Genomic DNA, 14,517 nt, shown 5'->3' on the forward strand with positions numbered 1-14,517 from the left:
CAGTTTCCAGATCGAAACGCAATTGACCAAATATGTTCTTGGGTCTTGGTACAGGATCAGAACGGCATCGGATGCATTTTATGCGCTTCATCCAGCGCCGCTATGACATCCGAACCAAGCGTAATATCTGCGGCAGGCAAAATCGCTTCAAGCTGCGCTGTTGTTGTTGCTCCAAAGATCGAAGACGCCACAAACGGCCGTCGCGCTGACCAGGCCAGCGCCATTTGGGCAAGGTCCAATCCGGCATCAGCCGCCACGCGTGCATAGGCGTCGACCGCAGCAAAGGCGCGTTCGGTTTTGCGACCGCCCAGATTGCCATTCAACGCCATGCGCGACCCGCCAGGCACCGTCCCGTCCTGATACTTGCCGGTCAAAAGACCCGCCGCCAAGGGCGAGAAAGGCAAGAGCGACACCTCTTCATTGATCATCATCTCGGCAAGATCCGTATCCGCCAACCGACATAACAGCGAATACTCGTTCTGCAGACTTTCGATGCGCGGCCCGGCCATTGCTTCGGCAACCCGAAGCCACATCGTTGTTCCCCAGGCGCTTTCATTTGACATGCCAATATGTCGTATCCGCCCCTTCTCGACCTCTCGGCCCAACGCGCCCAGCACGTCAGCCATGTGTTGCAAGGTCGCGTTTCGGTCTTGATGGGATGGATCGAACGCCCAATTCTGTCGGAACATATAAGACCCGCGATTGGGCCAATGCAGCTGGTAGAGATCAATATGATCCGTCTGCAACCGCCTGAGCGACGCGTCGACCGCCGCAGGCACAGTCTCGGACGAGATCGGCGCGCCATTCCGAACATGCTCCATGCCCTCGCCTGAATGTTTGGTCGCAACGATCCATTCATGACGACGCCCGGTCCGGGCAAACCAGTTGCCCAGAACATCCTCGGTCAGTCCGATCGTTTCTTTCGCGATTGGGATGACAGGGTACATTTCGGCTGTATCAAGAAAGTTGATCCCCGCATCCAGCGCCATCTCCATCTGGGTATGCGCATCAGCCTCTGAGGTGTGTGTGCCGAATGTCATCGTACCAAGGCAAAGTTCAGACACCATGAGGTCGGTTTTGCCCAGTCGGTTCATTTTCATTGTGAGGTCCCTCATTCTCGTGCCGCGCACCCTAGCGGTTAAAGCCCGCTCTGCAAGCCGACGGCAATGTCAGTCTGCGACACCGCAACCGACTTCATCACCGCAAAGCACTCTGCCCCCGGGACAATCCCCATCGCGTCGGCACTGCGACGGGTGATCCGCGCCAACAACCGGTCGTCTCCGGCCTGCATCTGGACGATGACACCGGGGCCTTCGCCCCGACGCACCGCAAGAACCCGCACCGCTAGGATGTTGAGCGCAGACAACCCTTCGGGGCGATGCGAGGAGAGCATGACATCCTGCGCCAGAATCCGAACCCGAAGTTGCGCTCCGACCGGCGCATCGACGGCGGGCAGAAACAACCGCCCTGCTGATACTTTCAATTCGCTGATCCCGTCCAGCGGCTGTGCCACCACCTTGGCAGACAACACCGCCCCCGCATCGCGGATACCAAAAACACGCACCATTTCCGGGTCGGTCAAAAGATCCGCAGGAGCACCGGATCGAACAACTTTGCCCTCATCCAGCAAAACAATATGTGTCGCCAGACGCGCCACCTCGGCCATGTTGTGGGTTACATAAAGAATGGACAGCCCGGTCTCGCTTCGCAGTCTTTCGAGATACGGCAGGATCTCGGCTTTGCGCGGACCATCCAAAGACGCCAAAGGCTCGTCCATCAAAAGCATGTCCGGTTCGGACAACAAGGCACGGCCAATCGCCACTCTTTGGGATTCGCCACCCGAAAGCGCATGGGGCCTGCGGTCCAGCAGATGTGTGATGCCTAGCAAATCCGCCACATCATTGTCTTGTGGCCCCTCCCGACCGCGGACCCGCGCGGCATAGCTCAGATTTTGGCGCACACTTAAATGGGGGAACAATCGGCTGTCCTGAAACACATAGCCAAGCCGTCTTTTGTGCACCGGAACATTCAAGCGGGCGTCTGTGTCAAACAGAACCCGACCCCCGACAGCAATGCGCCCGGCATCCGGCGTCAGCAGGCCGGCGATGGTTTTCACCACGGTTGTTTTGCCGCTTCCCGACCGTCCAAAGAGAACCGTCACCCCCTCTGGCGCAGCGAACCGCGTCTCAAGGCGAAAACCGCCCAAATCGCGCGCGATATCGATCGATACAGTCACGCGCCGGAAATCCGTTTGGCCACGCGGCGGGACAACCATTCAGACAAGATCAATGCGCCAATTGCGATGACAACGGCAACTGCCACCAACCGCAAGGCTGCACTTTCGCCGCCGGGCACCTGCAAAAAAGCGTAAATCGCGGATGGCACGGTGCGCGTCTCTCCAGGGATGTTCGAGACAAACGTGATCGTTGCGCCAAACTCTCCCATTGCTTTGGCAAACGCCAAAACAGCCCCCGCAATGACCCCCGGCAGGATCAAGGGCAGTGTCACGGTCGAAAATACCCGAACGCGGCTTGCGCCCAATGTGGCCGCGGCCTCTTCCAGCTTGGGATCAACCGCCTCGATCGCCAGTCGCATCGCGCGTACCATAAGCGGAAACGCCATGATTGACGCGGCCAAAGCCGCCCCCGTCCACTGAAACGCAAACGTCACTCCGAACGTGTCAAAAAGAAACGCCCCGACAGGTCCGCGCCGCCCGAAACTCAAAAGCAACAGATACCCGGTCACAACCGGCGGCAGCACAAGCGGCAAATGGACAAGCCAATTCAGGATATCACGCCCAAAGAACCGCCCCCGCGCCAATGCCATCGCGCAGAGAAGGCCAAAGGGCAGGCTAAGAAGTGTCGCCCAGAATGAGACTTTTAACGACAATGCCACCGCTTGCCATTCGTCCGGACCCAACCACGCCATCAAGGAACCGCTCTTGGTGGCAAAAATCCATATGAGGCCATGGCGGCTTGTCCTGTTTCGGCAAGCAGCCATGTCAGAAAAGCATCTGCAAGATCTGCATTGCCACTGTCCGCGACCACCGCAGCGGCATATCGGATGGGCGGATGCGTATTGTCGGCAAATGTTCCCGCAACACTCACACGGGGCTCGGCCATTGCATCTGTTGCATAGACGATGCCCAGAGGGGCCTCTCCCAAGGCAACAAGCGCCAGCGCGGCGCGGACGTTGTCAGTCGGGGCCAGCCGCGGGGCAACATCATCCCAAAGGCCCAGCTTGGTCAAAGCAGCTTTGCCATAAAGCCCGGCTGGCACCGCTTCGGGCAACGCGATGGCAAGTCGTCCATCAACACCAAGCAAACCCACCAGATCAGTGGCCTCAGAGACATCCTGTTCGGACCGGGCCTTCGGATCATGCGTGATCAGCACCAAACGGTTCGAGGCAATGTCGCGCTGACTGTCTGGCAGCACGCGCCTGCCTTCGGCCAGCCAATCCATCCAATCGACATTCGCAGACACAAAGAGATCTGCAGGGGCTCCGGCCTCAATCTGACGGGCAAGCGTGGAACTTCCAGCCAGAACAAGGGTCACGGAATGGCCGGTTTCGGCCTCCCATCCCTGTGCGGCATCGTTCAAGGCATCGCCAAGAGAGGCCGCCGCAAACACCGTGATATCTTCTGCCATAGCAGCGGGTGCCATACATGTTGCCAACAAGACTGCACGCAGAAGGGTGAACACGAAAAAGGTAAGTCCCTGCTTTGAAACCAAGTGATTTCGCGCAACAGATCAAGTGCAGTGGACACTGGCAAGAGGCCATGTGCAAGTTGCATGGAAACTCTTGAGAACAAAATAAGAACATATATACTCAGCGGCTATGCAAACCGCTTCCGCCCTTTTGTCGCGCCGCCCCCACACACCCGCACCCTTTGTCTCTTTGGGGGATGCGGACATCACACTGACTTTGGGTCGCGTACACGAACTTTGTGGCTCTGCCCGACGCACGCTGGCGCTGGCGCTGGCGGCGCAAGTCGGCGCGCCTGTGATCTGGATCACCACACCCAAATCGTCTGAAACGCTGAACCCCGATGGCATGTCTGCGTTGATCTCTCCCAAAGATGTGCTGTTCGTGCGCGCCGACCGCGAATCCTCTTTGCTTTGGGCAATGGAGGAAGCCCTGCGTGCAGGCTGTGCCCCGGTTGTGATTGGCGATCTTGGCGCGGCACCTGCCATGACACCGGTGCGGCGTCTGCATCTGGCGGCGGAAACAGGCTGCGGCATGGGGCAATGCCGACCGCTTGCGCTGTTGCTGACACCGGACAATGGCGGCGCACCGGGCATCGAAACACGCTGGTCCCTACAGCCCGCGCACACTGCAGATGGCGATCAATGGAGGCTGGAACGCCTGCGCGCCCGAATGGCTCCGCCCCGGACATGGCTGCTCGAATATCGCGATTCCGGTCTGGCCCCATCACATCCGCCAAACTCTGCCGCTGCTTCGGCTGTGTGAACAGATTGATACGGTGTGTCGTGAAACAGACTGACCCACTGGTCCTTAGCCCTACGATCCGTTAAAGCGGCCGAAACTCTATACCAAACGCAGGCGCACAGCACATGGCACGGCATCTGATCACGTCGGCAATCCCTTATATCAACGGGATCAAACATCTTGGCAATCTTGTGGGCAGCCAACTGCCCGCAGACCTTTACGCCCGCTATCTGCGCGCTCGGGGTGACGAGGTGATGTTCCTGTGCGCCACGGACGAACACGGCACACCCGCCGAACTGGCCGCCGCCAAAGCCGGCAAACCGGTAGACGAATTCTGCCGCGAGATGCACGCCGTTCAATCCGAAATTGCAGATGGCTTTCGCCTGTCCTTTGACCATTTCGGACGCTCCTCCAGCCCACAGAACCACCGCTTGACCCAGCATTTCGCTGGGCGTCTTGCTGATGCCGGCCTGATCCGCGAAGTCAGCGAAAAGCAGGTCTATTCCAACGCCGACGGACGCTTCCTGCCCGACCGCTATATCGAGGGCACCTGCCCCAATTGCGGCTATGACAAAGCGCGCGGCGACCAGTGCGAAAATTGCACCAAGCAGCTGGACCCAACCGACCTGATCGACCCGCGTTCCGCGATTTCTGGATCAACCGATCTGGAAGTGCGCGAGACCAAGCATCTGTACCTGCGCCAGTCCGACATGCGCGGCAAACTGCAAGAGTGGATCGACAGCAAGACGGACTGGCCGGTGCTCACCACCTCCATCGCCAAGAAGTGGCTGAACGATGGCGACGGTCTTCAGGACCGGGGCATCACGCGTGATCTGGACTGGGGCATCCCCGTCAAGAAAGGCACCGAGGACTGGCCCGGTATGGAAGGCAAGGTCTTCTATGTCTGGTTCGACGCCCCTATCGAATACATCGCCTGCGCCGGTGAATGGGCCGAGGCGAACGGCAAGACAAACGCGGACTGGGAACGCTGGTGGCGCACCGACAAAGGTGCCGATGATGTGCGCTACACGCAGTTCATGGGCAAGGACAACGTGCCCTTCCACACACTGTCCTTCCCGGCGACGATCCTTGGGTCCGGCGAGCCTTGGAAACTTGTGGATTACATCAAATCGTTCAACTATCTGAATTACGATGGCGGCCAGTTCAGCACATCCCAGGGGCGCGGCGTGTTCATGGATCAGGCGCTTGAAATCCTGCCCGCCGATTACTGGCGCTGGTGGCTTCTGTCCCACGCGCCCGAAAGTTCGGACAGTGAATTCACCTGGGAAAACTTTCAGGGGTCGGTGAACAAGGATCTCGCGGATGTGTTGGGCAATTTCGCATCCCGTGTGACCAAGTTCTGCCGTTCCAAGTTCGGCGAAGAGGTGCCCGATGGCGGCACACCCGGTGACCGCGAAGCACAGTTGAGCGCCGCTTTGGACAGCGGGCTGGCCGAATATCAGGCCCATATGGATGCCATAGAAATCCGCAAAGCGGCCAATGCGCTGCGCGCGCTTTGGGTCTTGGGTAACGAATATCTGCAGGACGCAGCACCTTGGGCAACTTTCAAGGAAGATCCGCAAACCGCAGCGATGCAGATCCGCACCGCGCTCAATCTGATCCGGTTTTACGCGGTGATCTCAAGCCCGTTCATTCCGGACGCGTCGGCGCAATTGTTGACCGCGATGCATAGCGAGAACGCGACCTGGCCAACAGATGCGGCGTCTGCGCTGTCCGCTTTGCAGGTGGGTCATGCTTTCTCGGTTCCGGATGTCACGTTCCGCAAGATCACCGACGAGGAACGCGAAAGCTGGCAAGAGCGGTTTTCGGGCACACGCGACTGACGTCTGCCAAAAACGGCCACCCGCAAGCGAAGCCAGAACCGGCGGCGGGCCCATTTTTTGTAGCTGCGCACGCGCGCCTTAATGATATCGCGCTCTGTGATGGGATGTGGCGTCTGGCAAGGAAAGCGATGGTCACGGTCCATTGGTAACACTCCTGAAATGAGTGCATCTAATTTACGCTGGAAAATTCTGGATTTGATGCGGCGATCTGGGCAACATGGGTTTCATGAATGAAACCCATGCGTCGCTTGATGATCTGTCGCTCTTCGCCACGGTCGCACAATCCGGATCACTTAGCGCGGCGAGCCGTGCAACCGGGATGCCCCTGCCGACGCTGTCACGCCGGATGGCTGCGTTAGAGCGCGCGCTGTCCCGACCGCTTTTTCAACGCGGCCCCGCAGGATACGCCCTCACTGCGGATGGGCGCGCTTTGGCGGACGAACTTGGTGGCTTGGCCGATATCCGGCGGCGGATTGCAAAGTGGCAATCTGCAGAAACCGGGGCACCCCCGGTGCGCATCACTGCAGGGATCTGGACATCCCGCGCGATCGCTTTCGCCTTGAAACCCGACGTGAACCGATCCTGGCATCCCCATTTCGTCGCCGCCAACGCCGCGCTGGACCTGGCCCGGCGCGAGGCCGATATTGGAATCCGGAACGCGCCGCCCGATCACCCGTGGCTGGCGCGCCGTCAGCTTGCCACCGTTCACTATGCGGAATACGGCACAGCCGGGGCCACAGGTTATATTGCCACCCCGCCGAACGTCCCCTCGCAGCGTTGGCTGCACGATCATCGCGGGTCGGAAATTCGCACCATCGCAAATGATCCCCGACTGTGTCTTGACCTTGCGCTGGCCGGACATGGGCGCATTTTGATGCCGACTTTTGCCGGCGATACGCTTGGGACGCTTGAAAGACTGTCCGAACCAGTGACCGACCTGACGCACGAAGCCTGGCTGGTCACACATCAGGACGCCCGGCACGATCCCCCCATCCGCACCGCGATTGAGGAAATCGTTTCAATTCTGACGTGATGTCAGATCGACATCAGGCTGCCTTGATCTCGACCAGCTCGATCGCAAAGGTCAGATCCTGGCCCGCCAGCGGATGGTTTGCATCCAGCGTCACTTCGGTTTCGGTGACATCGACAACCATCACCGGCACAACCTGACCAGTTGGTGTCTGCATCTGCAACTGCGTCCCGGACTCAAGCGGAATGTCTGCCGGGATATCTGCACGCGGCACGGCCTGTCGGGCATTCGGGTCTTTCTGACCGTAGGCTTGATCGGCAGGAACCTGAACGACTTTCTTGTCGCCGACCGACATGCCCGGAATGGCCTGATCGAGGCCCGGAATGATCTGTCCGGCACCGACGGCAAACTCCAGAGGCTCGCGCCCATCTGAACTGTCAAAGGTTTCCCCGTCAGACAATGTACCCGTGTAATGGATCGAGACGGTGTCGCCCGTTTTGACCTGAGTCATGAGAACTCCATGTTTGGAAGTGCATTTGAGACGGCCCTCCCTTTCAAAGACCCTCTCTCGAGCCTCAATCTTAACAAGTGATGCCCAAAGTTTCAAATCGGTCCCATCTGACACGGGCTGACTTAGACGGGCAGCGCTGTGGTCCTGAACACCGTCCGCAACGCAAAAGAGCTTTGCATCTGAGCCACACCCGGCAATCGCGTCAGATATTGTCGGTGGATACGCGCAAAATCTTCCGTATCTTCTGCAACCACCTTCAAGATATAGTCGGCGGTTCCCGCCATCAAATGACATTCCAGAACATCCGGCACCCGCGCCACAGCTTTTTCAAACGCGTCTAGCGTCTCATCGGCTTGCCCGTTAAGCGTAATGTCCACAAAGACGGTCGTTGGCTTGCCCAATTTGCGCGCATTCAGCAACGCAACATAGTCACGGATATACCCATCTACCTCTAGTCGCTGCACCCGTCGATGGCAGGCCGATGCAGAAAGATGCACAGTGTCGGCCAATTCCGCGTTGGACATGCGGCCCTTGCGTTGCAGCACTCTTAGAATTCGGCGATCTGTGTCATCCAGCGCCATGTTGATAAACGTCTCCGAATATTGTTGGATTTTTTAGAAGAGTCTTTCAACATTGGGGAAAATAGCTTCATAAATCCAGATCAATTTTGGTTGGAATGCCCCAAGCCAGGATCAAAAGACCCCAAGGAGACGTGTATGAAAATCGGATGCCCGACCGAAATCAAACCGCAGGAATTTCGCGTTGGTCTGACGCCCGGTGCGGCACAGGAAGCGATTGCACATGGTCACGATGTGCTGATTCAGGCCGGAGCAGGCGTTGAAGCCGGGTTTGAAGACGCGGCATATCAGTCTGTGGGCGCATCAATCGCAGAGAGCGCCGAAGACATCTATGACCGCTCTGACATGATCGTGAAGGTCAAGGAACCCCAGGCAACGGAACGCAAGATGCTAAACGAAGGTCAGGTGCTGTTCGCCTACCTGCACCTTGCCCCCGACCCCGAACAAACCAAAGACCTGATGGCATCGGGCTGTACCGCCATTGCCTATGAAACCGTCACCGATGCCAATGGCGGCCTTCCATTGCTTGCCCCAATGTCCGAGGTTGCCGGCAAATTGGCACCGCAAATGGGTGCGTGGGCGTTGCAAAAGGCAAATGGCGGGCGCGGTGTGCTGGTTGGCGGTGTACCCGGCGTGAACCCGGCCCAGATCGTTGTCATCGGCGGTGGTGTCGTGGGCACACATGCGGCGCGTGTCGCTGCGGGAATGGGCGCGCGGGTCACAGTGCTTGACCGCTCATTGCCACGCATGCGTTATCTTGATGACAATTTCGGCAACAGTTTCCGCACGCTCTATGCCAGTCAGGCAAATGTGGCAGACCTGATCACTCAGGCCGACATGGTTGTGGGCGCGGTCTTGATCCCGGGTGCCGAAGCCCCCACGCTTATCAGCAAGGCAGACCTAGCCACCATGAAGCCCGGCGCTGTTCTGGTGGATGTGGCGATCGACCAGGGCGGGTGTTTTGAAACCTCCAAGGCCACAACTCATGAAGACCCCATCTACGAAGTGGATGGTATCATGCATTACTGCGTTGCAAACATGCCCGGTGCCGTTGCACGGACATCAACCATTGCCCTGGGCCACGCCACCATGCCGTTCATGCTGGCCATTGCTGACAAAGGATGGAAACAAGCTTGTGAAGATGATCCTCACCTATTGAACGGGCTGAATATCCATGCTGGTAAATTAACCTATTTTGCGGTCGGCAAAGCACTTGGGCTTGACGTGACATCCCCGCAGATGGCGCTGAAAACGGCGTAAACTTCAGCAATTCGAAAACTGGCCGCCTATGCGCCAAACCACGTCGGGGGCGCATTGGATGACCAGGGTGGGTGTTTGATCATGATCTGATCAAACGCCGAACTTTCGGTAAATCGCGACAACCACGCTGCCAAATTGGGCCAGGGTTGCGCGTCGAACCAATTGCGATCAATATTTGCGAACTGTCGCACAAAGGGAAAAATCGCATAATCGGCAAGCGTTGGACGGTTGGCGAACAGATGGCTCTGACCTGCCAGCCTTTGGTTCAATGCGAAAAGAAACGTCTCGGCCTTGTGACGCTCGGCATCCCGATCCAGGTCGGGATAGCGCATTGCGTATTTTGTATGATCCAGCGCCAACTTGAACGGGCCGTCATTTTCTTCGATCAGGCCCCACGCGTCGTCCGGCATCTCCAAAAGACGATCAGGGTCGTTCTGTTTCAATGCCCAGATCATGATGTCCAGACTTTCGTCAATGATACGGTTCTGCGCCGCAAGGCATGGCACAGTTGCCGAAGGGGAGGTCTGAACAAAGGCGTCCGGCTTGTCTCGTAACAGAATTTCCCGAAGCTCGACCCGAACACCCGCACTCAACACCGCAAGCCGCGCGCGCATTGCATAGGGGCAGCGTCGAAAAGACCAAAGGACCGGATCCTGAACCATGTTCGCCTGACCTGAATGCCCCATCAAAATGTCGCCATCAAAACAGCTCTCCAAGCGGAAAACAGAGCCTGCAGGGCCATTCGCGTCAGGAGATGTACGTCGCCGGACACCTCCTCAATCGCATCAGCCTTTTTTCAGCGCATCGCGAATTTCCAGCAGAACATCAAGCTCACTCGGGCCCGTTTCGACCTCGGGTGCGACATCATCCGGCTTCTCAGCCGCTTCCTTGATCCGGTTGACCATTTTGACCAGCAGGAAAACAACAAACGCAATGATCAGAAAATTGATCACCGCCATAATGAAATTCCCGATGGCAAACACAGCCGCACCGGCGTCTTGCGCTGCGGCAAGAGAGGCATGTTCGCTGCCATCCAACGTGTAGAACCAGCCAGAGAAGTCGATCCCACCGGTGAAAAGCGCGATAATCGGATTGATCAAATCGCCCACCAGCGACGTGACAATCGCCGTAAAGGCCGCGCCGATGATAATGCCGACCGCCATATCCATGACATTGCCCTTGGCGATGAAGTCCTTGAATTCCTGAATCATAAAGGTCGTCCCTCGTTATTTAAGCCGCTGGAGAATTTGCAGCGCGGACATAGGTTAACGCCGCCCTCTCATTTGTCACGTGACAACCTCTTTGACACAGGGAAATTGCGGGTCTTTGCCGCAAGACGCCTAGCCGGGAAGTGACCCTGTCAAAACATAGCGCAAAATCTGCGCCACTTCCTGCGGTGTGCGCGTCATCGCCAAAGCCGCTGCATCCACCTCTTTCAATGCGTGGTCATGTTCGGGCTGTTGCAGAATGATCAGCGATTTACCCAGCGCGCTGGCATAGCCCGCATCGAATGCGGCATTCCACTGTTTGTATTTTTCGCCAAACCGAACCACCACCACATCGGCATCCGCGATGCCCTTCCGCGTGCGAATGGCATTCACCATCGCCCCTTTGTGATCGTGCCAATACTTGTTGTCCTCGGCCCCCAGGATCGCAACACCGCAATCATCGCTGGCGGCATGGTCAGTGACGGGGCTGTCGAATGTAACGTCCAGACCAGCGCAGGCTTCAATGATCTGCTCACGCCAATCGGTGTGAATTTCGCCGGACAGGTAAACACGCAATCCCATGACTTTCTCCTTTTTATGTCTATTTCACGCCTATCGCAGAATGCGACCGATGCAAATCATTCAGACCGGCGTGCCACAATGGTACGGCGCGGATCTTTGCCCGGCGCTTTGTGGTTTTCAACGATCGTGAGCCCCGCGCGGGTGAACGCGTTTTCGAGATCAGCCGCAGACAGTTTCGCGAAAAAAGGCGCTTTGCCAATGGCCTGCATCAGCGGCAGCCCGACCGTGATCAAGGCCCAGATCAGATCGCGACGTTCGGGCATGCAAAAGGTTTTCGAAACAAAAACCCCCTCAGGTTTGAGCCGCGCGGCAATTTCCGACAAGGCACCGTCCAGATCTTTCAGCAGATGCAACAGGTTGAAGGCAAGCACCACGTCAAACGGTCCCGCGGGCGCGTCTGTCGGGTCGGCCAGAACAAACTCGACATTTCCGACCTGCTGATCCTGCGCCTTTTCACGGCCTTTTTCCAACATTCCCGACGACACATCCGTTGCCACAATGTGATCAAAGCTTGGGGCCAGGGCGATGGCCGTCGACCCGGTCCCGCATCCCAGCTCAAGCACGGTGCTGTCGGGCGCTGCAAAGGCGCGGACCTGGTCCAGCAAGGCGTCATATGCGTCTTGGTTGCGGACCGGCATCGCCGCGTATTTGTCTGCGGTCTTGTCCCAGAACTTTGCAGAGTCATACATGGCGACACCTCATACGTTAGCCCCGCAAAACGCCACCGGTGGCTTTTTCGACCTTCTCGACAATTTTCTTGGCGACCATTTCGATGTCAGCCTCTTTCAGCGTCGCCTGGGTCGGTTGCAACCGAACAGTGATCGCCAGGGATTTCTTGCCATCCCCCAAACTGCCACCGATGAATTCGTCGAAAACCCGCACGTCCGAGATAAGCGCCTTGTCCGCCCCTGCAGCCGCGTTCACCAAATCAAGAGCCGACACCGTGCTGTCGACGACAAACGCGAAATCGCGCTCTACGGCTTGCAGATCATTGATCACCAGCGCCGGACGCGTTGCGCCGGATTTACGTGGCATCGGGATTTCCTCGGGCCAGAGCGTAAAGGCAACCGCAGGCCCTTTAACATCCATCGCCTTCAAAACCCGTGGGTGAAGCTCCCCGAAAACGCCCAGAACCTTCTTCGGACCCAGACAAATCACGCCGTGACGGCCCGGATGCCACCAGTCACTTGCTCCACGACGGATTTGCGCCTTGGACGGCGCACCCATAGCGGCCAGCAAAGCCTCTGCATCCGCTTTCACGTCAAACGCATCAACGACGCGGGAGGACCCATGCACATCTTTTGGCCCAGTGCGGCCCACCAGCAATCCTGCAAGCATCAGATGCTGCTCGCCCGGCTCTCCCCCAGAGAATACGTGGCCCAGTTCAAACAGCGCGATATCCGCAAATCCGCGCGTCTGGTTGCGGGCGGCGGCTTGCAACAAACCGGGCAGCAAAGCGGGGCGCATATGGCTCAGCTCTGAACTGATCGGGTTGGCCAACATAGAGGCATCGTCACCTCCGCCGAACAATGCAGCAGACGCTTTGTCGATGAAACTGTAGGTCACACATTCATTATAACCCAGTGCTGCGGCGGTCCGGCGCGCGGCGCGTTCACGGCGTTGCATTGGCGACAGGATCGGCTTTGGCACACCTGGATCAGTGCGCGCCAGGGGTTTGCCCTGGAGTTTGGTCAACGAAGCAATCCGGGCCACTTCCTCGACCAGATCGGCCTGACCCATCACATCAGGGCGCCAGGACGGCACATGGGCCATATCGCCCTCCAACCGAAAGCCAAGCGCGGTCAATGTCTGGCGCTGCTCGACTTCGGGGATGTCCATACCCACCAACGAGATCACGCGTTCCGGTTCAAGTTGATACGCGCGGCTAACATCCGGAACAGCCCCCGCGACAATCAGCTCTGATGCTTCGCCGCCGGCGTGATCGACAATCATGCGCACAGCCAATTCAAGCCCCTCGGGCGTGAAGGCCGGATCGACACCCCGTTCGAACCGGTAACGCGCATCGGAATTGATCTTCAACGCTCGGCCGGTATAGGCGATCTGGATCGGGTTCCAATACGCGCTTTCGACAAAAACATCCGTGGTTTCGTCTGTGCAGCCCGTGGCCTCTCCGCCCATGACACCGGCAATGCTTTCGGGGCCCTGCTCATCCGAGATCACCATCTGCCCCGGCTGGAACGTATATGTCTTGCCATCCAGCGCCAGCAGGTCTTCACCGCCTGCCGCGCGATGCACCCGCAAGTTGCCCTTCACTTTTGCCAGGTCGAACACATGCAGCGGGCGATTGCGGTCATAGGTGAAGAAATTGGTCACATCGACCAGAAAGTTGATCGGGCGCAATCCGATGGCGCGCAGCTGATCCTGCAGCCATGCGGGGCTTGGCCCGTTCTTGACGCCGCGAATGATGCGCCCGCAGAACAACGGGCATCCATCCAGTGTGTCGTCATCAATAGACACCGACATCTCCGCCTGAAACTGTGCGGGAACCGGATCGACATCCTTGGCGATCAGCGTCCCCAATCCACGCGCGGCCAGATCCCGTGCGATCCCTTGCACGCCCAGCGCGTCGGGGCGGTTCGGCGTGATGGCAATCTCGATCACCGGATCAACCTTGGCCGGATCGTTTTCCTGCAACCAATCGACAAAGCGCTGGCCGATTTCGCCTGAGGGCAGCTCGATAATGCCTTCATGTTCGTCTGACAGCTCCAACTCCCGCTCGGACGCCATCATCCCGTGGCTTTCAACGCCGCGGATCTTGCCAACAGACAAGGTGACATCAATCCCCGGCACATAATCGCCCGGTTTCGCCAGAACCACGGTAATGCCTTCCCGCGCATTGGGCGCACCGCAGACGATCTGCTTGTCGCCCTCATCCGTCGCAACCGTGCAAACGCGCAACCGATCCGCATCCGGGTGCTGCTCGGCATGGGTGACTTTCGCCAGCGTGAAGGCGTTGAGCTTTTCGACAGGGTTTTCGACCCCTTCGACCTCAAGCCCCAGATCGGTCAGCGCATAGGTGATCTCGTCCACGGTCGCCGTGGTGTCGAGGTGCTTTTTCAGCCAGGAGAGGGTGAATTTCATCTAGAGCCACTTT

Annotated in this window: 15 protein-coding genes; 4 read left to right on the top strand and 11 right to left on the bottom strand. The window is 58.1% G+C overall.

Annotated elements, in window-relative coordinates; genetic code table 11:
- Positions 1 to 56: 56 nt before the first annotated feature.
- Genes ACG74X_RS13330 through modA form a run of 4 tightly spaced genes read right to left on the bottom strand, consistent with a single transcriptional unit; the run spans position 57 to position 3,647 of the window.
- The gene (locus ACG74X_RS13330) at positions 57 to 1,100 is read right to left on the bottom strand and encodes an aldo/keto reductase (protein WP_411235415.1); all 1,044 of its coding nucleotides are present in this window, start codon (positions 1,098 to 1,100) and stop codon (positions 57 to 59) included.
- A gap of 38 nt (positions 1,101 to 1,138) precedes the next feature.
- A complete protein-coding gene (gene modC, locus ACG74X_RS13335; RefSeq protein WP_411235417.1) occupies positions 1,139 to 2,236 on the bottom strand; it encodes a molybdenum ABC transporter ATP-binding protein in 1,098 nt (365 codons plus the stop codon).
- Positions 2,233 to 2,928 (bottom strand): molybdate ABC transporter permease subunit, encoded by a 696-nt coding sequence (gene modB, locus ACG74X_RS13340; protein ID WP_411235419.1) that lies wholly within the window; start codon positions 2,926 to 2,928, stop codon positions 2,233 to 2,235. The genes modC and modB overlap by 4 nt, the downstream gene beginning before the upstream one ends.
- Entirely contained in the window at positions 2,928 to 3,647 is a 720-nt protein-coding gene (gene modA, locus ACG74X_RS13345) for a molybdate ABC transporter substrate-binding protein (RefSeq protein ID WP_411235421.1), read from the bottom strand. Before modA ends, modB begins: the two co-directional genes overlap by 1 nt.
- 190 nt (positions 3,648 to 3,837) lie before the next feature.
- On the opposite strand from modA, the gene ACG74X_RS13350 reads away from it, so the two are divergent.
- From ACG74X_RS13350 to ACG74X_RS13360, 3 genes are all read left to right on the top strand, one after another.
- On the top strand, positions 3,838 to 4,470 hold the full coding sequence (locus ACG74X_RS13350; RefSeq protein ID WP_411235422.1) for an ImuA family protein: 633 nt from the start codon (positions 3,838 to 3,840) through the stop codon (positions 4,468 to 4,470).
- Positions 4,471 to 4,574: 104 nt separating this feature from the next.
- Positions 4,575 to 6,293: a methionine--tRNA ligase gene (metG, locus tag ACG74X_RS13355; protein WP_411235424.1), complete on the top strand. Its 1,719-nt coding sequence runs from the start codon at positions 4,575 to 4,577 to the stop codon at positions 6,291 to 6,293.
- 217 nt (positions 6,294 to 6,510) lie between these two features.
- On the top strand, positions 6,511 to 7,326 hold the full coding sequence (locus ACG74X_RS13360) for a LysR family transcriptional regulator (RefSeq protein WP_411235425.1): 816 nt from the start codon (positions 6,511 to 6,513) through the stop codon (positions 7,324 to 7,326).
- Positions 7,327 to 7,339: 13 nt separating this feature from the next.
- Here ACG74X_RS13360 and ACG74X_RS13365 read toward each other — a convergent pair whose 3' ends face one another.
- Positions 7,340 to 7,774 (bottom strand): FKBP-type peptidyl-prolyl cis-trans isomerase, encoded by a 435-nt coding sequence (locus ACG74X_RS13365; RefSeq protein WP_411235427.1) that lies wholly within the window; start codon positions 7,772 to 7,774, stop codon positions 7,340 to 7,342.
- A 122-nt stretch (positions 7,775 to 7,896) separates the two neighbouring features.
- A complete protein-coding gene (locus tag ACG74X_RS13370; protein WP_411235429.1) occupies positions 7,897 to 8,355 on the bottom strand; it encodes an Lrp/AsnC family transcriptional regulator in 459 nt (152 codons plus the stop codon).
- A 135-nt stretch (positions 8,356 to 8,490) separates the two neighbouring features.
- On the opposite strand from ACG74X_RS13370, the gene ald reads away from it, so the two are divergent.
- A complete protein-coding gene (ald, locus tag ACG74X_RS13375) occupies positions 8,491 to 9,612 on the top strand; it encodes an alanine dehydrogenase (protein WP_411235431.1) in 1,122 nt (373 codons plus the stop codon).
- 26 nt (positions 9,613 to 9,638) lie between these two features.
- On the opposite strand, the gene ACG74X_RS13380 is transcribed toward ald, so the two are convergent.
- The 5 genes from ACG74X_RS13380 to pheT all read right to left on the bottom strand — a co-directional run bounded on the left by ACG74X_RS13380 (position 9,639) and on the right by pheT (position 14,504).
- Entirely contained in the window at positions 9,639 to 10,274 is a 636-nt protein-coding gene (locus ACG74X_RS13380; RefSeq protein ID WP_411235433.1) for a glutathione S-transferase, read from the bottom strand.
- A gap of 123 nt (positions 10,275 to 10,397) precedes the next feature.
- Positions 10,398 to 10,823, bottom strand: coding sequence for a large conductance mechanosensitive channel protein MscL (mscL, locus tag ACG74X_RS13385; protein ID WP_411235435.1), 426 nt, complete (start codon positions 10,821 to 10,823; stop codon positions 10,398 to 10,400).
- Positions 10,824 to 10,952: 129 nt separating this feature from the next.
- Positions 10,953 to 11,402, bottom strand: coding sequence for a YtoQ family protein (locus ACG74X_RS13390; protein ID WP_411235437.1), 450 nt, complete (start codon positions 11,400 to 11,402; stop codon positions 10,953 to 10,955).
- 56 nt (positions 11,403 to 11,458) lie between these two features.
- Positions 11,459 to 12,091 (bottom strand): class I SAM-dependent methyltransferase, encoded by a 633-nt coding sequence (locus ACG74X_RS13395; protein WP_411235438.1) that lies wholly within the window; start codon positions 12,089 to 12,091, stop codon positions 11,459 to 11,461.
- 16 nt (positions 12,092 to 12,107) lie between these two features.
- Complete coding sequence (pheT, locus tag ACG74X_RS13400; RefSeq protein WP_411235439.1) at positions 12,108 to 14,504, bottom strand: phenylalanine--tRNA ligase subunit beta; 2,397 nt, start codon at positions 14,502 to 14,504, stop codon at positions 12,108 to 12,110.
- Between the last annotated feature and the right edge of the window lie 13 nt (positions 14,505 to 14,517).

This window comes from Marivita sp. S0852, assembly GCF_046591575.1.
Taxonomy (GTDB): Bacteria; Pseudomonadota; Alphaproteobacteria; order Rhodobacterales; family Rhodobacteraceae; genus Marivita.